We start from the raw sequence: 20657 nt of genomic DNA, 5'->3' as shown, positions 1-20657 counted from the left end.
TTTTTGTAATTTTGACCCATTAAATACTAAAATAAATCACTTTGATAGATTTAAACTTTTTAGGAAGGTCAAAAACGAAAGCCAAACTCAAGAAAACATACACAGAAGCCAAGGTTTCTTATTTGAACCGAATCCGTTGGGCGGTTTCCATGTTCTACTTTGGGATGGGTCTGTGTTTTGCCACTTGGGCCAGCCGAATACCGGATATCAAAACGACTTTGAACCTTAGCGAAGGAGATTTAGGAAGTATTTTATTCGCTTTGCCATTAGGACAACTAGTAGTAATGCCTTTTTCTGGAAAATTAGTCACTCGTTTTGGAAGCCACAGAATTTTGATATTTGCCCTTTCACTATATGTTTTTAGCATGACAAATTTAGGTTTGGCTGTTGCGGCTTGGCAATTGTCGTTGGGATTATTCGTATTTGGAATCTTTGGAAATCTATCTAATATCGCTGTAAACACACAAGGCGTTTACACCGAAGTGCTTTTCAAAAAAACTATAATGTCCTCCTTTCATGGGATGTGGAGTTTTGCAGGATTCATGGGAGCATTAGTAGGATTAGGAATGCTGGCTTTTGAGTTAACGCCTTACATTCACTTTCTCATTGTGGCCGGAATCGTATTTTTGATGATGGCTTTCAACTATAAATTTTTAATAAAAGCCAAAGAAACCGTACAAACCGAAAAGAAAAAATTATTCTCAAAACCGGACAGTGCGCTGATTTGGTTGGGAATAATCGGGTTTTGTTGCATGGCAAGCGAAGGCGTCATGTTCGACTGGAGCGGTGTTTATTTCAAAGATGTCATCAAAGCGCCCGGACCATTAGTGATTTTGGGATACACTTCTTTTATGATTATGATGGCCGGCGGAAGATTCTTAGGAGACGGTCTGATAGGTAAATTTGGTCGAAAAACCGTCTTACAAATCAGCGGAATCATGATATCAGCCGGACTTTTTACAGCAGTATTCTTCCCATTTGTCATTCCCGCAACCATCGCGTTTATGTTTGTTGGATTGGGAGTTTCCACCATAGTTCCTACAGTTTACAGTGTGGCCGGAAAAACCCCAAATGTATCGCCAAGCGTAGCCTTAACCACGGTTTCCAGCGTCAGTTTTCTGGGTTTTCTCATGGGTCCGCCAATCATCGGATACATCGCGGAGCTGTCAAGCCTTAGATTTTCATTCGCATTTATCGGCGTTTTTGGGATTCTTATCGCCATAATGGTGTCCCGAATCAAAGCAATAGAATAACTATAAATTTTTAGGAGCACAACATTTCGTTTCCATAAAAACAAACTGTCCCGCTGTTCGCAGTATCCACGCCCAAAAGCGTGGGATACTTGCTGCCATCGGGGCTACTGAATTCGTTTTAATTATCTAAGAACTTTCCCAAAAAAAGGACTCACTAAAAATAATTTCATTGAAAATCAATATGTTAGTATTTTTTTTATACATTTAACATTATAATTCTTTCATAGATTATTTTTATTTGATACTGCATGCAAAATACCACTTAGTCAGCATTATCGTTTTTAAGGTTTATACCACTTTTTCCAAAATTCACTTTTAATTATTTAGCGTTATCCCATTTCGGATTACGTTTTCAATGTTTTTAGTTCAACCGTTGCAATTCATTGTAGCGGTTGAACTTATTATCACAATTCCCGCTTTTTATACTGTAACCTCATCATCTAAATCTATGAGTAAATTTTACGTTGCATTCTTCTTTATGGTTCATATTGGATGTAGTATTGCACAAAACAGTACGGGTTTTTTTGGAAAAGTCGTGGATTCCAAAACCCAAAATCCATTAGGTTTTGTCGTCGTCAGTGTTCAAAATACGACTTTAATGCAACTCACAAAAGAGGATGGTAATTTTAATTTTGATTCAGTTCCCACAGGAAATATATTGCTTCTGGTACACAGTCAGGGTTTCAAAGATGGCTTGTATCCCGTTGAAATTACCGAAGGACAAATGCTGGATTTGGGAACCATAACTTTAGAAGAAGACCAATCCACGGAACAGCAAAACAGCATCATCACACTTATCGAAAGCGATTTTGGCGAGGACAACAGCAGTTCCGAAAGTACTTCCGGACTTTTACAATCTTCCAGGGATGCTTTCTTGCAAGCCGCTGCTTTCAACTGGGGACAAGCTCGTTTTAGAGTTCGTGGATTAGACAGCGAACATTCCACGATGATGATTAATGGCGTTTCCATGAATAAAATTTATGACGGAAGACCACAATGGGGCGAATGGGGCGGATTGAATGATGCACTCCGCAATCAGGAATTCACCCTGGGAACCGCTCCTTCGGATTATACATTTGGAGGTATTTTAGGAACACAGGAAATTAACACGCGGGCTTCCATTTACAGACCTGGTTCCCGAATCTCATTTTCATCAACCAATACCAATTACAGTTGGCGCACCATGGCAACGCATGCTTCCGGCATGAATTCCCGCGGTTGGGCTTTTGTAGTTTCGGCAGGAAAGCGCTGGGCGCAGGAAGGCTATTTTGAAGGGACAAGTTATGATGCGAATTCCTTTTTTATAAGTCTCGAAAAAAAGTTGAGCGAGAAGCATTCCTTGAATTTGACCGCGCTTTACACGCCGAATTCCAGAGCCAAAAATTCGCCAAACACCGCCGAAGTTACGCAGCTGACAAACGTAAAATACAATTCGTATTGGGGTTTTCAGGGCGGTGAAAAAAGAAATGCCCGCATAAAAACCATTGAAGAACCCATGATGATGCTGAATCACTATTTTAAAATCAATGATAAAATTAACCTGAATTCGAGTGTGATGTATCAATTTGGGAAAATTGCCAACAGCAACATCGATTATCAAAATGCGAATAGTCCGGACCCAACGTATTACAGAAAAATGCCCAGTTATTACAGCTCGCTTTATGCACCGGACAACGGAGAATTTTCGGGAGCATTCACTCCAGATTATGAAAATGCGGAAAAAAGCAAAGTGGCATTTTTAGCAAATCCTCAAATTGATTGGGCGGCATTGTACCAAGCCAATCAAAATCCAATTTTGGATGCTAATGGAACAATTACGGGCTACGAACCTACAAAAAGTAAGTACGTTTTGTATGAAGATCAAGTGGAAGATGAAACGGCGGTGGCCACAACAAATCTGAGCGCGCAACTCTCAGAAAATGTTTTTTTGAATGCCGGAGCATCTTTCAAAAAACTAAAATCGCACAATTCACAAAAATTGTTGGATTTGCTTGGCGGTTCTTATTTTGAAGATATTGATGCTTTTTATAGCGGAAATCAATCGCAATCTGATTTGAATAATCCAGACCGTCAAGTAGTCGTTGGCGATACATACGGATACAACTATAATTATTTCGCCAATACTTTAGAAGCGTTTACCCAATTCAAATTCACCTACAACAAAGTAGATTTTTATCTGGCTCAAAATTTTTCAACCGCAAATTATCAAAGAGAAGGTTTGTACAAAAACGGAATCTATGAAACCAATTCCTTCGGGAAAAGTGAGAAAGTTGCGTTTGAAAACTTTGGCTTCAAAGCCGGATTCAATTTGAAAATCTCCGGTAAGCAGTTGATGACTTTCAATGCGGCACATTTAACTAAAGCACCTTCTTTAAAAAATACGTTTGCAAATTCCCGATTGAATAATACAATTGTAGATGGAATCGAAAGTGAGAACATCAGCAGTTTGGACGCTAGTTATGTTTATCGGTCTCCAAAACTGAAAGCCCGACTGACAGCCTATTATTCCCTAATTAAAAATGCGACTCAAATTTCCTTCTTTTATGCCGAAGGAATTTTTGATGATGGCTCAGGATATTTAAACACCGATGCTTTTGTAAGCCAAACATTAACAAAATTGAACAAGAAGAATATAGGTGTCGAATTTAGTTTGGAATATCAATTGACACAAACATTTAAAACCACTTTTTCAGCTGCTTTTGGTGAATATACGTATGACAGTAATCCAAAGGTGACGTTGACAAACGATGCCGAAGCAACTCCAGAAAATACCAGTCCGGTTTTTGATTTTGGAACGGCTTCCCTCAAAAATTACAAGCAAGCGGGAATGCCACAACGCGCATACTCCGTGGGAATTGAATATCGAGATCCTAAATATTGGTGGATTAGCGCCAATGTAAACTACCTCACCAACAATTATATTGATATTTCACCCATTTCCAGAACCGAAATATTTTATAAGAATCCCGCAAGCGGTTTCAATTTTCCGGAGGCGACGGAAGAAAGAGCCGCAGTATTTTTAAAACAAGAAGAATTTGATCCTACAATGTTGCTCAATCTCGTGGGTGGAAAGTCATGGCGAATTTATGGAAAGAATGTTGGCGTTTTTGCCAGCATCAATAATGTGCTTGATGTTACCTATAAAACGGGTGGATACGAACAAGCCCGAAATGCGAATTTCAGGCAAATTAATCAAGATATTTCCAGTGGTACGCCTTCTTTTGGACCAAAATATTTCTACGGATACGGCAGAACGTATTTCGTGAATCTTTATATCAATCTATAAATTAAAGTATATGAAATCAAAATTCTACAAACCGTTTTCATTGTTGTTATTGACAATCACATTTGGTAGTTGCGTGACAGATGAGGTTGTGGCTCCAAAACTAGTTTGTACGCAGCCGGATTTAGTTATAAATAAATCAGTTAGCGAAGTTCATGCGGTTGCTAATGCCATTGTAACACAATACAAATACGATGATGTCATCGAGGCGTATGTAGTTTCCAGCGATGAATCGGGGAATTTTTTCAAGTCGATTTCCTTTCAGACTTTGGCAACAGCCACTACACCAGCCATTGGATTTAGCGTTCCCGTGGATGCTACAAACTTGTATATTGATTACAGGTTAGGCAATAAAGTATACATCAAGTTGAAAGACCAATACACGGATATTTCATTCGGCGGAATGCGTATCGGAAGCATTTTTGTGAATTCCTATAATGAAGGCGGAGTAGGGCGGCTTTCGCAAAATGAGTATAAAGAAGTGTTGAATGCGTCGTGTACGAATGTCAAAGAGGAGGCTTTAGTTCGCTCGTTAACCATGTCGGAACTGCTAAATGATTCTAATTTGAATACATTGGTTGAGTTGTCTGATGTTCAGTTTTCAGCTGCTGCAGTAGGGCGTCATTATTTTGAGGAAACTAATAATGTGGGGGGTGCGACGAACTGGGGTTTGATGGATAGATTAGGCAATCAAGTGTATTTTAGAACGAGTAGTTTTTCTGATTTTGCAACTAAAATAGTTCCCAATGGAAGCGGAAAAGTAAGAGGAATTTTGACGAAATATGGAACTGATTACCAATTATTACCCCGTTCCGAAAAAGATGTCGTGATGACCGGAATCAGAGCAGTTCCTTTTTTCTCTGAAGATTTTGAAAAAGTTGTCGATAAGTCGAATTTGAGTCTTCCCGGTTGGGCAAACATGGTCCAAAAAGGAACGCTTTTCTGGAAAGGCACAGTGTATTCCGGAAACGGGTATGCCGAGTTTGCCATTAGTGGAACCAAAGTCGTTTCGAATATTGCTTGGTTGATTTCGCCAAAAATTGACATGGATGTTCATACGAAAGAAGTCCTGACTTTTAGAAGCGCTCAGCATCATTTAGATGTCGATTCACCATTAAATTCTCTTGAAGTTTATGTTTCCAGTAATTTTGACGGATTGAATTTTGCTGCTGCGACTTGGACTCCATTGGTGGTTAATTTACCCAAACAAGCCACGCCTTGGTATCAATTTATAGGAAGTGGCGCCGCAGATTTATCTTCGTACAAAGGCAAAATCAATATTGCTTTTAAATATACCGGTTCCGGCAAAAATCTGGCTCTGGATGGTGCTTTTCAAGTAGATGATGTTCAAGTTTTTGGTGATAAATGATTTTTATAAAAGGCTTTGCTTGAATTACTATATTTGCAGCCTTAACATTAAAATTAAATTATGAAATCTACCTTATTAGCCCTAATTTCTTTATTATTTGTTTCTTGTTTATCAGATAACGAATCATCTAAACCTGTTGATTACACGGTGCAAAACGAAAAAGAAATCGTGGATTACATTGCCAAAAATAAATTGACTGCTACAAAAACCGATTCAGGTTTGTATTATGTTATTAATGAAGCGGGAACTGGCGCTCAACCAACAGCTTCATCTAATGTTACAGTGGCATACAAAGGATATTTTACGAATGGAAATATTTTTGATCAAAGTAAACCAGAAGGAATTTCCTTTGGTTTGAACCAAGTGATAAAAGGATGGACAGAAGGTATTCCTTATTTTAAAGAAGGTGGAAACGGGGTTCTTTTAATTCCTTCTCATTTAGGGTATGGAAGCAATGGTAGCGGGCCGATTCCAGGAGGATCTGTACTTGTTTTCGATGTCAAACTGATTAAAGTAAATTAAGATTTATTGGTCAGCTATCATTAAAAATTTTAAAGTCTGTCCTATCAGAAACAGGAGTTATCTATTTGTTTAGATTGCTCCTGTTTTTTTGATAATAGATACACCTAAACGGATTGTATTCAAATTGAAGAATATATTTGGAGTAAAAATTTTATACTTTGATTGGTTTTTGTATTTTGGCAATTCCAAAAAGATATAGATACCGAATGAAAACCTACTTTATTGCCCTATTTATTATCTCCTTCCCTTTTTTGGCACAAAGCCAAATTACAGAAAATTCAGTCAATTTAAAGCAAATTAATATTGTAAAGACTAATTTTCGAAACTTAAAAAGTGGTGAGATTATAAATAAAACCATTTTGTTTAAGGACGGAAAATTACAGTCCATTAAAACGTCTGACGTCATTCAAAGTTTTTTTTATAATCCAAAAGAATTATTGGATATGACAGTAAAAGAACGACAAGGAAGTAACTGGAAAGAGGTTGTAAATTACGCTTATAATAAAGAGGATCAATTGGTAAAGTTTACCAAGAAATACGAGGAAGGCGGAGAACTGGTCACTAAAACAGTTACGATAACTTATGAAGGATCAAGAATAAAAGCAGTAACTAAAAAAAGTAACAGTCATCAAACCCTGATTGAAGATATTGAATATGTTGTTGAAAATGGTCTTGTATCCAGACGTTCTTCTAGGGATCGAAATCAACAAATAGTTAATAAAATAGAGTATGTGTATTTCAAAGACAATATTATCAGACATAAAGGATTGATTGGTGACAAATCAATAAAGAACTATACTTTTGATGATAAAAACTCTGCTGATTTATTAATAGTAAAAAACATTTTTGGTCAAAATTATAAAACGATTGTGCCATTAGTTTCTTTTCATGAAGATGAATTTGATTTTGAATCAATATCTAATAATAATGAATTAAGTTTTGCCTCTACTGCAGTAAATGCTATTGGTAAAAGCAGAAAATACAAATACAATAATTTAAACTATCCGGTATCCTGTTCCCTTGTAGAAGAAAATGGGATAGTAAAAACGGAGTTTAATTATTTATACGAATAATAGAAAGTCAATGTAAAATCCTGTTTTTCTTTAAGTATTTTTTTATGATATAATGTAATTTATGAATTTTTAGAAAATAAAAAGGCTGTCTATTTAGACAGCCTTTTTTTAGTTAGTTACTTTTTGATTTCAACGATGCTTATCGCATAACCTCCACCCGGAGCACTAAGTTGTGCTAGTTTTGATTTGTTGGTTACCGTCATTTTACGAATCGTATAGGCTTGTGGATTGGTTTTATAATGTGCATCTTTTGCATCAGCATAAATGGTTGCTTCATATTTTTTTCCTTTTTCCAAGAAATCAAATTTGATTGTTGAGGTGCGAGAAGTATCGCCATTGACATTACCGATGAACCAATTGTTAGTCACTTTTGCTTTACGCGCAACGGTAACATATTGACCCGGTTCTGCTTCAAGGTATTTACTGTCCGACCAATCTACCGCTACATCTTTGATAAACTGAAAAGCATCTGGAAAGCGGTCATAATTTTCTGGAGTATCAGCTGCCATTTGCAGTGGGCTGTACATCGTTACATACAATGCCAGTTGATTTGCAATCGTACTGTTTACATGGGAATTGTTGTCCTTGTTCATTTTACTCAAATCCATTTCAAAAATTCCAGGAGTATAATCCATCGGTCCGCCCACTAAACGTGTAAAAGGCAACACAGTCACATGATTTGGTTTTGATCCGCCAAAAGACTGATATTCGGTTCCTCTTGCCGCTTCGTTACCAATTAGGTTCGGGTAGGTTCTTGCAATTCCTGTAGGACGAACTGCCTCGTGAGCATTCACCATAATTTTATAATCAGCAGCTTTCTCTATTGCGAATTGATAGTGATTATTCATAAATTGGTTGTAATGATTTCCACCATTTTCAATGATAGAACCTACATAACCACTTTTTACAGCATCGTATCCATTGTCTTTCATAAACTGATACGCTTTATCCATGTGGCGTTCGTAGTTACGTACTGAACCCGAAGTTTCATGGTGCATCATCATTTTAACGCCTTTTGATTTGGCATATTCATGCAATCCTTTGACATCAAAATCCGGATACGGAGTCAGAAAATCAAAAACATAATCTTTAGAATGACCAAACCAATCTTCCCAACCTTCGTTCCAGCCTTCGACCAAAACCGCATCGAAGCCGTGTTTCGCTGCAAAATCAATATATTTTTTCACATTGGCGTTATTGGCACCATGTTTTCCATTAGGCTTCGCTTTTGAAAAATCAGTTACGCCAAGTTGTACCGTAGGAAATTCATCCGTGTACGCCCAAGAACTTTTTCCGGTGATCATTTCCCACCAAACACCTACGTATTTAACTGGTTTTATCCATGATGTATCTTCAATTTTGTTAGGGTCGTTCAAGTTCAATGTCATTTTTGAAGCTAGAATTTCTCTTGCGTCATCACTAGCAATTATGGTACGCCAAGGTGAATGATGTGGAGCCTGCATATATCCTTTGTCTCCTTTTGCATCTGGTGTCAACCAAGATTCGAAAACCATAGTTTTATCATCCAGATTCAAATGCATGCAAGAATAATCGATTAATGCAGCTTCGTGTAAATTGATATACAATCCGTCCGCTGTTTTTAGCATTAGCGAAGTCTGAACTCCTGTCAAAGAAAAAGAAGTTTGCGAAACATTTGCAGTTTTTGCTTTTTCAGCCAATCCTCTGATTTCTGATAATTTTGAGGTAGTGTAATCATATTCTTGGGTATCATAATCGCCAGGAATCCAAAATGCGGTATGATCGCCTGTCATGGCAAACTGTGTTCTTTCTTCTTTGATTACAAAATAAGTAAGGTTTTTTTGCGAAGGGAATTCATAACGAAATCCTAGACCATCGTCAAACAAACGGAAACGAATCACAATCTGTCTTTCGGTTTCTTTTTGATTTAAGGTTACTGCTAATTCGTTATAATGATTGCGAATGGAGGCTACTTCTCCCCAAACTGGTTTCCAGTTTTCATCAAAAGTTGTCGCTTTCGAGTCAATAATAGTAAAGTCATTTAACAACGATTTTTTGTCATTTTTTAACTCTAGACCCAATTTACTTGGTTTTACAACTGCTTTATTTTTGTAATTTAAACTGTAACTTGGAGTTCCGTCATTTTGTAAGGAGAACTCCATCACAAATTTTCCATTTGGTGATTTTAACTGCTGCGATTGCGCAGGGTTAAAAAACGCGAGCCACATTAGGGCTGTAAAAAGAAATTGTTTCATTTTTTAAATAGAATTTGATAAATTAATTTTTCAGGTTTGTTAATAGATTATGATTTTCACGAAATCGATTTATTGAAAAACCCAAAGTTTTCCAGATTTCGAAAAGGTAAAAGTAAACGCTTTACACACTACATATTTTTGTCATCATAAAAAAGTAGATTTAATTTCTAATTTTTAAATGCAAGATACTGAATAACTGTTTATTATGTAAATTTAGTATTTAAAAAAAGTGGTGGATTTATAATAAAAAAATGGTCTTTGAGATTGTTTTAATCGCAAAGACCTTCTTGAAAAACAGCATTTTTCTATTTTAGATTGGTTCCAATCCGCATTACCTTAGCTTCAAAATCTTCTCGTGGACCTGCTGCTTTGTTTTTGAGTTGCGAACGATAATTGTAAATCGTGGATACCGAATACCGAAGGAAAGTCGAAATTTTTGCGCTGTCCTTAATACCCAAACGAATCAGTGCAAAGATTCGTAGTTCCGTATTTAGTAGTTCACCTTCCTTCAATTGTATGGCTTCTTCATCAATCAATAAAGCGCTGAATTCTGGTATGAAATTAGGAAAGAGTTGCAGGAATGTCTTGTCGAAATTTGTGAGAAATGCAGCAAGCTCATTTTCGACAAATTGTTTTGATTTTACAGCACTGATCAGGTCATTCATTTTTCCTGTTGTTGCCATCACATTCAGTTTTCGGCGGTATTCGTCTAATTTTCCGATGTAGTCTGAACACTGATCCATGTAACGACCAATGTATATTTCTTTCAAAAGATTGGCTTCGGTCAGCGTATAATTCGTCTCATTCAATTTTTCATTGAAAGTATTTAGTTCCCTATTCAACTCCGAAAGCTTGCTGTTTGCTAAACTTAAATCCTGCTTAGCTTTAGACAATTTTTTCATTTGCTTAAAAAGTAAAAAAAGCACCGCCAACAAGAACACGGATAAGATACTCGCACTTATTAAAAACAGTACCAACTGAAATCGATTAGTTTCATTTTGTTTTTGATACGCCTCGTTGATAATAGGCAGCATCTTCGATATTTCGTAGGTTCGTAAGCGTGCATTACAAAAAAGAGCATCTTCAAGCGAGCGTTTTATGTATTTGTAAGCGCGGTCAATATCCCCGTTTTCATACATTAGAAAAGCCAAGGAACGCAACGAAATGTATTCTTTTTTGGCCAATTGCAAATCGGAAATAGCCGAAATAGTCAACCAATTTTTCTCCTGCTCAGCATCTTTTTTTTGGCGATACGCCTGTGAAATAATGTAGGCAATAACCGCTCGATCATCACTGTTGTGAGCGATATTCGGGAAATAGTTCAGTAATAAAGTCAGTGTTTCTTTGTGTTTTCCAGCATCAAGAAGTGAACTGGATTTCGACATAATATAGGCGCTTGATTGCGGTTTGTAATAATTTAAAGAGGAATCACGGTACTTTTTTGTTAAAACAATATACTTCTTTTTTTCCTGAAGCGAAGCCGCATAATCAGACATATAGCCATAAACGACGCTATTTACGGTGAAATAATAGCCTTTTAGTTCGGGTGAAGTATTGATGTTGATTCGATTAAGAATATCGGTTGCTTCCTTGTACATTCCTAATGTTCCCATGATGGAAGCTAGATTTAATCGGGCATGATTTAGCTTTTCAATGTCATTTAGTTTTTCGGCTATTTGAAAACTCTTTCGAGCGTAAATCAACGCTGAATCGGATTGATACGATTTATATTCCGCATACAACTTTCCGTAAACATCATATTTTTGAATATCGGACGAAGTAGAAAGCAGCAGTTCTTTGAGTTTGTTGATTTGAATCTCTTTTTTATCTGAATACAATTGGTAATCAGCAACTGTTCGATCCAATTCCTGCAATAATTGTTCAGAATTATTTTGGGCAAAAAGAAAAACAGGAAGCAAGAATGCAATAAGTACTGTCAAAAAGCGATTCATTCAAATGGTATTAAATTGCTGTAAAAATAATTAAAAATCCAATGGAACTTCAAAAGTAAGGTTTGCAAAAGCAAGAGTTTTTAAAATAACCGCAAATTTGCTAATTTCTTTTCGATAAACTTTTAGACACTAATTATCCGAACATTGACTAATTTTTTTAAAAGTAAAGATTAAATCGTGGAAAAATCTTTCTTCAGTCTAATATGTCGTTCGACCAAAATACTATCATTATTCACACGTTATGTTTTTTTATAAACCCAGAACTCAATAAGTCCCTTACAAATCATTAAATTTGTAACTTATTCAAAAATATGTTAGAAAAAGAAGTAATAAATTTCGAAAAAACGGCTATAGTTGGTATTGTAACTCAAAACCAAAGTGAAGAGAAACTACGCGAATATCTTGACGAATTGGAGTTTTTGACTTTTACCGCAGGAGGCCAAGTGGTGAAACGTTTTTCGCAAAAAATGGAACGTCCTAATCCTAAAACTTTTGTAGGAACTGGAAAAATTGAAGAGATTCATCTTTTTGTAAAAGAAAATGATATATCTACTTTGGTATTTGATGATGAATTATCGCCTTCACAGCAAAAAAATATATCTAAAATCATTACAGAATGTAAAATTCTGGACAGAACGCACCTTATCCTGGATATTTTTGCGCAACGTGCCGAAACTTCGTATGCAAGAACGCAGGTAGAATTAGCACAATGTATCTATATGTTGCCTCGATTATCGGGATTGTGGACACACCTTGAACGTCAAAAAGGGGGAATTGGAATGCGTGGACCTGGAGAAACAGAGATTGAAACCGACAGACGTATTGTACGAGATAGAATCGCTTTATTGAAAGATAAAATCAAAGCAATCGACAAGCAAATGGGAACGCAAAGAGGCAATCGCGGTTCCATGGTACGCGTGGCTTTGGTTGGGTATACTAATGTGGGGAAATCGACTTTGATGAATGCCGTTGGGAAAAGTGACGTTTTTGTAGAGAACAAACTTTTTGCAACTTTGGATACGACCGTTCGAAAAGTAGTTATCAAAAACCTGCCTTTCCTGCTTTCGGATACCGTAGGATTCATCAGGAAATTGCCAACACAACTGGTTGATTCTTTCAAAAGTACGCTGGATGAGGTTCGCGAAGCGGATTTGCTATTGCACGTAGTTGATATTTCGCATCCGGAATTTGAAGATCATATTGCATCCGTAAACCAAACGTTATTGGACATCAAGGCAAATGACAAACCCGTTATTATGGTTTTCAACAAAATCGATGCGTATAAGCATTTGACTATTGATGAAGATGATTTAATGACCGAGAAAACGCCAAGACATTACACGCTGGAAGAATGGAAAGCGACTTGGATGAGCAGAGTTGGAGAGCAAAATGCGTTATTCATTTCGGCTACCGAGAAAGAAAATTTTGAGGAATTCAGAGAACGCGTTTACGAAGCCGTAAGACAAATTCACATCACCCGTTTTCCGTACAATAAATTTTTATATCCGGATTATAAAGACGCGGTGGAGAAAGAAGACAAAGACGAAGAAGAAAACGAATAATTTTCAATTTATAGAATACATAGCTATCAGTTCGAGTGCAGTCGAGAACAGAGCTAGTTCGCTAACAGAATCCCTTTTGATATTTTCAAGAGGGATTTTTTTTGGGCATGTCCCAGCTTTCTCTGCGTTACAGCTGCGTCAGGATCCCGAGGCTTCGGGACGCTATAATCTCCCGAAGAAAAATCGGGAGGATTTCTGCTGCCATCCTTCATGCGGATTAACGATAACGATAATTTACAAATAAAAAGTCCAATTGATGATTTGTAAGATAATTATTAAAGTGTATATTTGAAAGTAATACGCTATGCAGTAGCGCCTATCCACCCAAAATGAGATGTATATGCGTTATTTTGTAGCGCCTATATACAAGTTACAAGCAATTATTTCAAAAATACTGCTAAAAGAAAATATAGAAATGAAATGAATAATATATTGCTTAACTAAACAATAAAAAAAGTAAAACCTCGCCTTTGGCGTGGTTATTTAATTAATTTTAAAATTAACACTCAAAAAACAAAGAATATGAAAAATTTAATTTTAATTCTTTTCACTACATTTAGTTTAAGCTGTTGCAACAAAGACGAAGACAAAACACCCATTGAACAATTACCTCAAGCAACAACTACTGGAGCCAATACTGCGGGTTGCTTGGTAGATGGAGAAGTCTTTTTGCCTAAAGGCACAAGTTTAGGCGGTCCAATTTTAAGTTGTTTTTACCAACAAAATCAATATGGTTACCATTTGGGATTGAGTATAGTTAATAAAACTTTTGATATTGATAAAGTAATTAATATTGCAGCTAATCCAACTCAATTAGTCGAAAATATGACTTATGGTCTCATAGATAGTAAGGAAAATGGTGTTAGTTATATTTCAAACTTTGGAGAATACACTATTTATAGTAACGTTAGCCAGCCTATTAGTTTTGAAACTACAAATACAGTTACAGGCGAATTAAAAATAACAAAACTAAACACACAACAGCGAATAATATCAGGAACTTTTTGGTACGATGCCATTAATCCACAAGGGGAAATCGTAAAAATAAGAGAAGGACGTTTCGATATGCATTATGTAAACTAACAAATTTTAAACTACGCAATAATGGATTCAAGTTAATTTCAACTTGGAATATAAAAAATAATAACTGCTTGTAACAGCTGTTTTGAGCTAGCTGGAATTTAGTGGAATTACCGTTTCGCATCAAGTTTTCGTTAAGCCGAAAATAGAGCGATTACGCACTTCCAGCCATCTCAAAGCAGCGAAACGTTGGTAGATATTTTATAACAAAACTAAAAAAAAGACCTTATGAAAGAAGAATACAATCAATTTGAATTACATTATTTTTTCTCTGATAACTCACACGGATTTGATGCAATTGTTAGAAATGAATGTGAAAAAGAATTATTGTATTTATTTGAAGAAGTCAGTCAAGATCTTGAAATAAAAATATTAATTGAAGCAAAACCTCCACAAAATGGAGGCTTTATAGAAGTTTGGGAATTTATTGGTGCAAATAAAGAAATGATAACTTTATTAGTTTCTATATTAACTTTTATTGTATCACGAATTCCAGTACAAAACAAAAAACTAACACAACTTCAAATTGAAAATCTCGAATTAGACAATCAGCTAAAGAAAGCAGAATTAAATAAACTTGGCATAAAAAACATTACTGAAATCGATGAAAATTTGAAAAATAAAATAATTGAATTTTTAATTAAGAATTATAAAATATTTTGGAGACGTTCAAATTTTTTCAAGAAAATAACTCAATATAAAAGAATAAAAAAAATCACTATAAACAAACAATTTAATTACAAAACAACTTCTGAACCAGAAACTTTAAGATTAGGAGAATTTGAACAATTCATTTTATTTGACGAAAATATTCCTGATATCAAAGGTCAAATAGAAACAATAGACTTAATATCATCTGCTTTAAAACAAGGTAAGTTTAAATGGAAAGGTTTTTTGAATAGTCAAATAATTGACTTTGAGATGCAAGACGAAAGTTTTAAACAACACGTTTTTCAAGGTGATATAAAACATAATAACAAAGTAAAACTAAATGTTGAACTTAATTATTCAAGAAAAATTGACGATACAGGAAGAATAAAAATTACTAAATATTATGTTCCAAAAGTGAAAAGTTATTTTATTGATAATTTGGAATTTAAACTCTAAAAAAATAGCATATGACACACGTGTGTGGCTATTGCGGAATTTACTGGAAATATCGTTTTGCATCAAGTTTTCGTTAAAACCACTAGCGCTCGTTTGTCCCCCACTAGAGCTCGTTTGTCCATATTCTCTGGTGCTCGTTTGCAACGAGTACCTACTTAAATTAAGAAACAAATTATAGCGTTTGCAACGCGGATCGCTAAAACCGGAATTCCTTTAAAGGAGTATACGATTGTTTTATAGTAGCGTTTCTTAAAATCAATATTTGAAAAAAATGTCCGAGAATTACAAAGTTATCGATAGTACAGTGCCTACTTTTATTACTATAACAGTTGTAGACTGGGTAGATTTATTTGTACGACCTAATTATTGTACTATTTTAGATGAATCTTTAAATTATTGTATCAAGGAAAAAGGATTGAGTGTGCATGCTTATGTATATATGACTAGTCATATTCATTTAATTGTAACAGCATTTGATGGTGAATTACAAGGTGTTATTCGGGATTTTAAAAAATTTACATCGAAAAAACTAATAGAAGCCATAAAAGAACACCCTGAGAGCAGGCGAGAATGGCTGTTACGGAAATTTAGTTTTGAAGCTCAAAAATCAGGAAGAGCTAAAAATTATAAAGTATGGCAAGATGGTTTTCATCCCGCTATATTGGATACTTTGGAAAAAATAGAACAGCGTCTAAACTATATTCATTATAATCCTGTTGAAGCCGAAATTGTTTTTCATGAAAGAGATTATGTAAACAGTAGTTATAGAAATTATGAAGAAGACAATACTGTTTTTTGTAATGTAAATGTCGAACCTTTATGGTAATCTGTTTATATTAAACGCGTTGCAAACGCTTTATTTAGTTCACACAAGTAAGTAGGTACTCGTTGCAAACGAGCACCAGAGTACAGAGACACTACAGAACAAAAAAAAAAGACCTTTAGAAATTTCTAAAGGTCTTTTTTATAAAAAGTATTTTCCTAAAAACCGTAATTAACACCTAATCCAAATACTTCTCTAACCTGAACGGCTTGAATCGAATTGTCATCATAAATGGCTTGTAAAGCTACGTTAGCCGACAAGTATTTGTTGATTTTCATGATGACATTCATTTGGTAATCGATATCAACGTTTTGAGGATTGTCTAAATAATTGGAATATAAATTCAATCGGTTTTCTACAGATACATTTGTCATGATATTGAATTTATAGTATGCCGTAATACTGGCTCCAAACTCAAATCGAGTAGAATCGCCTTGCAATACTCCAAAAGAAGGCCCCAATTCAGTAAAATGAGGGTGAACAACAACTAGTTTTGCAGTCGCTGGAGAAAAATTGACACTCAAATTATTGCTTTTTTTCCACAGCATTCCTGGTCCCAACTGGAAATATGCCGGAGAGAAAAAATGCGATATTTTATCGTCATTTTTGTCTAATCCAGTGTCCATTTGAGTCTTGAAATTAAAAAACATCGAATAGTACCACTGTCCTTTGGCTTTCTTTCCCCAAAGGGAATTCAGTTCCAAACGATCGTCTGTTTTTGCGGTTTTTTCGTCTCCTTTTATTTTGGTTAAACCATACGCTAAAATAAATTTGTTATCCCAAACGATATCTTCCTTTTTATAATTGAAGTCATAATTCAGTCCAAAATTCCCAGCAATATTCGAAGTTCCACCACCCAGCCATTGCTTATTATAAGCCGATTGATTAAAAAGCAGTGAGATGTTTCCTTTTTTGGTCCAATACTTAATCGTGTCTGTTGCTGTTTCTTGGGCGGTTACAGAAAGTATGGTGAAAATAAATACGAAAGAAATAGCTATTTTTTTCATGACTTTATATTTTTAGTGCTACAATAAAAGTAAAAAAAAATTACAATAAATTAACCTTTCTTTGAAGCTTTGTACAACGGCACAGCTGAGCAGGCCTCGCCATACATAATACTTCGGGCAAAAGGTTGTAAATAATGTGCTGCAAGTACATAAGCCCGCATTGGAACCGGTTTTCTGGAGCATCCTTTTATAATAACAGGCTTATTTTCATAAACCGAATAGTCAATTTTAGGCAATAATTCCTCATAGAGTGAAGCGTCTAAATCTTCTAAAGTTCCATTGATGATTTTCTTGGCAAATGGCGCTAATTGAATGGCAACCAAAATAGAAGCCCACGCTGGAACAATAGCATCGGTACTGCAATGAATAGCTACATATTGATCTTGGTATTGTAACCAATCGTGATTTTTCAATTCCTCTCTAAAGTCTTTTTCTTTCAATAAAAAACCTTCCAAAAGCCATTGCGAAATGTCAATTTGCGCACGAATCCCCTTTGGATAATAATCTTCGAGATCGAAAACTTCCAAAACACTATTCGCAACTTTATTTATTATTTCATCTTCCATACTATTTTTTTATAGATAGCCTTCAGCCTGCAGTGTGAACAGTTGGGCATATAATTTTTTATTTTCCATTAACTCATTATGCGTTCCTGATTCTAAGATCTTACCTTCTTGTAAGACTAAAATACGGTCTGCCTGTCTCACAGTGCTAAATCTATGAGAGATTATTACACTGGTTTTATCTTTTATTAATCCTATAAATCGTTCAAAAACTTCGCTTTCAGCTTTGGCATCCAGTGCCGATGTGGGCTCGTCTAGAATCATAACCTCAGCGTTTTTCATGTAAGCCCGCGCCAATGCAATTTTTTGCCATTGTCCTCCGGATAGTTCCTGACCTTTGGCAAATCGTTTTCCTAGTTGTTGATCGTAGCCATACTTTAATTCAGAGACAACTTCGTTGGCCAAACTCAATTCAGCCGCTTTTTGTATTCGTTCGTAATCATTAATTTCATCAATTTTGCCGATGGCGATATTTTCTTTCACTGAAAATTCATACTTGAAAAAATCCTGAAAAAGGACTCCAAAATATTCCTGGTAATTGGCCTTATTATATCGATTTATATTTATGCCGTCAAGCAAAATTTCACCCGATGTTGGCTCGTAAAACCGAAGCAGTAATTTAGTAAGTGTTGTTTTTCCAGCACCATTCTGCCCAACGAATGCTATTTTTTCTCCAGCTTTTATAACAAAACTAATGTCTTTTACTATTTGATTATCAGATTCCGGATAAGCAAAATAGACGTTTTTAAATTCAAATCCGATTTTGATTTTTTCTGGCAACGGAACCTCCTTTTCATTTTTATCTTCGGACGGAATGTCAAGAAAATCAAAATAATCTTTCAGATATAAAGAGCTTTCGGATATCCGAGTAAATTTCGAAAAAAAATCTCGCAGACTACTCATTAAACGATTGAAACTCCCGGATAAAAAAGTTAATTCACCAAGTGTAATTCCGCCCGAAAGAACTCTGTAAATTATAAAAACATATGCTGCATAATAACTAATTGATCCTAAAACATTAAATAAAAACCCATAACTGGAACGTTTTACAACGAGCGATTTATTTAATTTAAAATAGCGCGTTGCAAGGGTTTCAAATCTTTCGACCAGAAAGCTAGTTAATCCAAAAAGCTTAATTTCCTTTGCCGTTTTATCATTAGCGCCAATAAATCTAAGGTAATCCAATTCCCTTCTTTCGGAAGTCCAGCTTCTAGCCAGCGAATATTGTTGTTGACTGAAACGTACTTCGTTAATAAAAGACGGAAAAATGCTTAAAACTAATAAGACAATTAAATAAGGTTCAAAATAAATCAATCCTATTACAAGCGAAAAGATAGAAATAGTAGTTTGCGCCTGACCTAAAACATTCGACATTAAATCGACACGACCTGCCGTTTGCGTTCTTGCTCGGTCAAGCTTGTCGTAAAATTCAGAATTTTCTAGCAGACTAATATCGATTTCATTAGTCTTTTTGATAATTTTAATCGAACTATTGATATTGTACTGATCTCCAAGAATTCCATCGGTAAGTGAAATTGCCCGACCTACCAAATCAGATAACACGACGAGTATAAACTCTATTGCTACAGAATGCCATAGCGCAGAATAATCCTTTTCGCCGTGTGTTGTAATTTGTATGATGGCATCAAAAATGAGTTTTCCAACCCATAAAATTGCAACGGGCAACAAAGCCGCAACGATTCTGCAAAAAGCTGATGTCAAGAATAACGTTTTGTTAGTACGCCAAATTTCTTTGAAAAAGCGGGGTATAAAAAAAAGCGAATCAAAAGAAGATTTTAGTCCAATTTTTTGATCGTTTAAAGATTTGGGTTGAGTCCGCGCCATTTTAAAGCATTCCCAATTCTAATTTTGCTTCCTCGCTCATTAAATCTTTACTCCAAGGCGGATCAAAAGTAATTTCTACTTCCGCATCTTTTACATTCTCTAATGATTTTACTTTTTCTTCCACTTCTCTTGGTAAACTTTCTGCAACCGGGCAGTTTGGAGAGGTAAGTGTCATCAGGATTTTCACTTCATAATCTGTATTAACCATCACGTCATAAATCAATCCTAATTCGTAAATATCTACAGGAATCTCCGGATCGTAAATGGTCTTTAATATTTTTACGATTGATTCTCCTAATTCAGTGGTGTCTATTTCTTGTGTCATAATTTTGTCTGTTTTTTAAACACATAAGTCATATAAGTTTCTCTTTTTAAAGAAGATATAAGTATGTGTAAGTTTTATTTTAGTTTTTAATATTTTTAAAACATATAGGTCATGTAAGTTTCTTTGTTCAAAGTAAAACATTCATCTAATTTGCTTATATGACTTATATGTTTAATTTTTTTTAGTCTTCAAGCCGCCTATATAATTCATTCACCATTGTTTTTTGACCTTCGTAGAAAATATTTTTCACATTAAAATTAATCAATAAACCAATTGGCGCATTTAATAAATTCATATAAGTAAGTAATTGTGCTTCATAAATCGGGTTTATTTCACTTACCGATTTTAATTCAACAACAAGAGCATTTTCTATAAATAAATCACATCGCAATTTAGATTCTAATTCATGTCCTTTATATTTTAAAGGGACCAGTAATTCAGAAGAATAATTTATTTTCCGTAATTCTAATTCTTTTTTTAGGCATTGATGATAAACACATTCCAGTAGACCCGGACCTATACTTTTATGAACTTCAATTGCTGCTCCATTAACCTGATACACTAAATCTTTTAGATAACTCCTCGTTATGTTTATAGTCATCAGCTTAAGTTGGTAAAGTTAGTGTATGTTAATTTGAATTAAAAAAACTGATATGACT

At 35.2% G+C, this 20657-nt stretch carries 16 protein-coding genes; 9 read left to right on the top strand and 7 right to left on the bottom strand.

Annotated features, from left to right (window positions below; all coding sequences use genetic code 11):
* Positions 1-41 precede the first annotated feature (41 nt).
* From DR871_RS03810 to DR871_RS03790, 5 genes are all read left to right on the top strand, one after another.
* Positions 42-1253, top strand: coding sequence for an MFS transporter (locus tag DR871_RS03810; protein ID WP_113664789.1), 1212 nt, complete (start codon positions 42-44; stop codon positions 1251-1253).
* Between the two features lie 448 nt (positions 1254-1701).
* Positions 1702-4539 carry a carboxypeptidase-like regulatory domain-containing protein gene (locus tag DR871_RS03805; protein ID WP_113665452.1) on the top strand — a complete coding sequence of 946 codons (2838 nt, stop codon included), beginning with the start codon at positions 1702-1704 and terminating at the stop codon, positions 4537-4539.
* A 10-nt stretch (positions 4540-4549) separates the two neighbouring features.
* Positions 4550-5905, top strand: a complete 1356-nt coding sequence (locus tag DR871_RS03800; protein WP_113664790.1) for a DUF5689 domain-containing protein — start codon at positions 4550-4552, stop codon at positions 5903-5905.
* A 60-nt stretch (positions 5906-5965) separates the two neighbouring features.
* Positions 5966-6427, top strand: a complete 462-nt coding sequence (locus DR871_RS03795; RefSeq protein WP_113664791.1) for an FKBP-type peptidyl-prolyl cis-trans isomerase — start codon at positions 5966-5968, stop codon at positions 6425-6427.
* Between the two features lie 206 nt (positions 6428-6633).
* The gene (locus DR871_RS03790; protein WP_113664792.1) at positions 6634-7500 is read left to right on the top strand and encodes a hypothetical protein; all 867 of its coding nucleotides are present in this window, start codon (positions 6634-6636) and stop codon (positions 7498-7500) included.
* Between the two features lie 116 nt (positions 7501-7616).
* Here the strand turns inward: DR871_RS03790 and DR871_RS03785 are convergent, their stop codons facing one another.
* A complete protein-coding gene (locus DR871_RS03785) occupies positions 7617-9734 on the bottom strand; it encodes a glycoside hydrolase family 97 protein (protein ID WP_113664793.1) in 2118 nt (705 codons plus the stop codon).
* Positions 9735-10039: 305 nt separating this feature from the next.
* Positions 10040-11686, bottom strand: coding sequence for a DUF6377 domain-containing protein (locus DR871_RS03780; RefSeq protein WP_113664794.1), 1647 nt, complete (start codon positions 11684-11686; stop codon positions 10040-10042).
* A 311-nt stretch (positions 11687-11997) separates the two neighbouring features.
* Here DR871_RS03780 and hflX point away from each other — a divergent pair, with 311 nt between their 5' ends.
* The 4 genes from hflX (at position 11998) to DR871_RS03760 (ending at position 16261) form a co-directional block, all read left to right on the top strand.
* Positions 11998-13248, top strand: a complete 1251-nt coding sequence (gene hflX / locus DR871_RS03775; protein WP_091258583.1) for a GTPase HflX — start codon at positions 11998-12000, stop codon at positions 13246-13248.
* Between the two features lie 522 nt (positions 13249-13770).
* Positions 13771-14331, top strand: a complete 561-nt coding sequence (locus DR871_RS03770) for a DUF6252 family protein (protein WP_113664795.1) — start codon at positions 13771-13773, stop codon at positions 14329-14331.
* A gap of 225 nt (positions 14332-14556) precedes the next feature.
* Positions 14557-15435, top strand: coding sequence for a hypothetical protein (locus DR871_RS03765; RefSeq protein ID WP_113664796.1), 879 nt, complete (start codon positions 14557-14559; stop codon positions 15433-15435).
* 271 nt (positions 15436-15706) lie between these two features.
* Positions 15707-16261, top strand: a complete 555-nt coding sequence (locus DR871_RS03760) for an REP-associated tyrosine transposase (protein ID WP_113664797.1) — start codon at positions 15707-15709, stop codon at positions 16259-16261.
* A 155-nt stretch (positions 16262-16416) separates the two neighbouring features.
* Here the strand turns inward: DR871_RS03760 and DR871_RS03755 are convergent, their stop codons facing one another.
* From DR871_RS03755 to DR871_RS03735, 5 genes are all read right to left on the bottom strand, one after another.
* On the bottom strand, positions 16417-17265 hold the full coding sequence (locus tag DR871_RS03755; RefSeq protein ID WP_113664798.1) for a DUF3078 domain-containing protein: 849 nt from the start codon (positions 17263-17265) through the stop codon (positions 16417-16419).
* Between the two features lie 50 nt (positions 17266-17315).
* Positions 17316-17831 carry a DUF2480 family protein gene (locus DR871_RS03750; RefSeq protein WP_113664799.1) on the bottom strand — a complete coding sequence of 172 codons (516 nt, stop codon included), beginning with the start codon at positions 17829-17831 and terminating at the stop codon, positions 17316-17318.
* 9 nt (positions 17832-17840) lie between these two features.
* A complete protein-coding gene (locus DR871_RS03745) occupies positions 17841-19673 on the bottom strand; it encodes an ABC transporter ATP-binding protein (protein ID WP_113664800.1) in 1833 nt (610 codons plus the stop codon).
* Between the two features lies 1 nt (position 19674).
* Positions 19675-19998: an SUF system Fe-S cluster assembly protein gene (locus DR871_RS03740; protein WP_113636249.1), complete on the bottom strand. Its 324-nt coding sequence runs from the start codon at positions 19996-19998 to the stop codon at positions 19675-19677.
* Between the two features lie 181 nt (positions 19999-20179).
* Positions 20180-20599: a GxxExxY protein gene (locus DR871_RS03735; RefSeq protein WP_207209793.1), complete on the bottom strand. Its 420-nt coding sequence runs from the start codon at positions 20597-20599 to the stop codon at positions 20180-20182.
* Positions 20600-20657 lie beyond the last annotated feature (58 nt).

It is taken from the genome of Flavobacterium petrolei (assembly GCF_003314435.2).
GTDB classification, from domain to species: Bacteria; Bacteroidota; Bacteroidia; order Flavobacteriales; family Flavobacteriaceae; genus Flavobacterium; species Flavobacterium petrolei.
The sequence above is the reverse complement of the archived record's forward strand: the minus strand, read 5'-3'. Positions and strand labels throughout refer to the sequence as shown.

What these genes read in the sequence shown, in the direction of transcription:
- DR871_RS03770 (WP_113664795.1), top strand. Translation starts at nt 13,771, where the DNA reads ATGAAAAATTTAATTTTAATTCTTTTCACTACATTTAGTTTAAGCTGT.
- DR871_RS03790 (WP_113664792.1), top strand. Translation starts at nt 6,634, where the DNA reads ATGAAAACCTACTTTATTGCCCTATTTATTATCTCCTTCCCTTTTTTG.
- DR871_RS03755 (WP_113664798.1), bottom strand. Translation starts at nt 17,265, where the DNA reads ATGAAAAAAATAGCTATTTCTTTCGTATTTATTTTCACCATACTTTCT.
- DR871_RS03795 (WP_113664791.1), top strand. Translation starts at nt 5,966, where the DNA reads ATGAAATCTACCTTATTAGCCCTAATTTCTTTATTATTTGTTTCTTGT.
- DR871_RS03735 (WP_207209793.1), bottom strand. Translation starts at nt 20,599, where the DNA reads ATGACTATAAACATAACGAGGAGTTATCTAAAAGATTTAGTGTATCAG.
- DR871_RS03780 (WP_113664794.1), bottom strand. Translation starts at nt 11,686, where the DNA reads ATGAATCGCTTTTTGACAGTACTTATTGCATTCTTGCTTCCTGTTTTT.
- hflX (WP_091258583.1), top strand. Translation starts at nt 11,998, where the DNA reads ATGTTAGAAAAAGAAGTAATAAATTTCGAAAAAACGGCTATAGTTGGT.
- DR871_RS03805 (WP_113665452.1), top strand. Translation starts at nt 1,702, where the DNA reads ATGAGTAAATTTTACGTTGCATTCTTCTTTATGGTTCATATTGGATGT.
- DR871_RS03800 (WP_113664790.1), top strand. Translation starts at nt 4,550, where the DNA reads ATGAAATCAAAATTCTACAAACCGTTTTCATTGTTGTTATTGACAATC.
- DR871_RS03765 (WP_113664796.1), top strand. Translation starts at nt 14,557, where the DNA reads ATGAAAGAAGAATACAATCAATTTGAATTACATTATTTTTTCTCTGAT.
- DR871_RS03760 (WP_113664797.1), top strand. Translation starts at nt 15,707, where the DNA reads ATGTCCGAGAATTACAAAGTTATCGATAGTACAGTGCCTACTTTTATT.
- DR871_RS03745 (WP_113664800.1), bottom strand. Translation starts at nt 19,673, where the DNA reads ATGGCGCGGACTCAACCCAAATCTTTAAACGATCAAAAAATTGGACTA.
- DR871_RS03740 (WP_113636249.1), bottom strand. Translation starts at nt 19,998, where the DNA reads ATGACACAAGAAATAGACACCACTGAATTAGGAGAATCAATCGTAAAA.
- DR871_RS03750 (WP_113664799.1), bottom strand. Translation starts at nt 17,831, where the DNA reads ATGGAAGATGAAATAATAAATAAAGTTGCGAATAGTGTTTTGGAAGTT.
- DR871_RS03785 (WP_113664793.1), bottom strand. Translation starts at nt 9,734, where the DNA reads ATGAAACAATTTCTTTTTACAGCCCTAATGTGGCTCGCGTTTTTTAAC.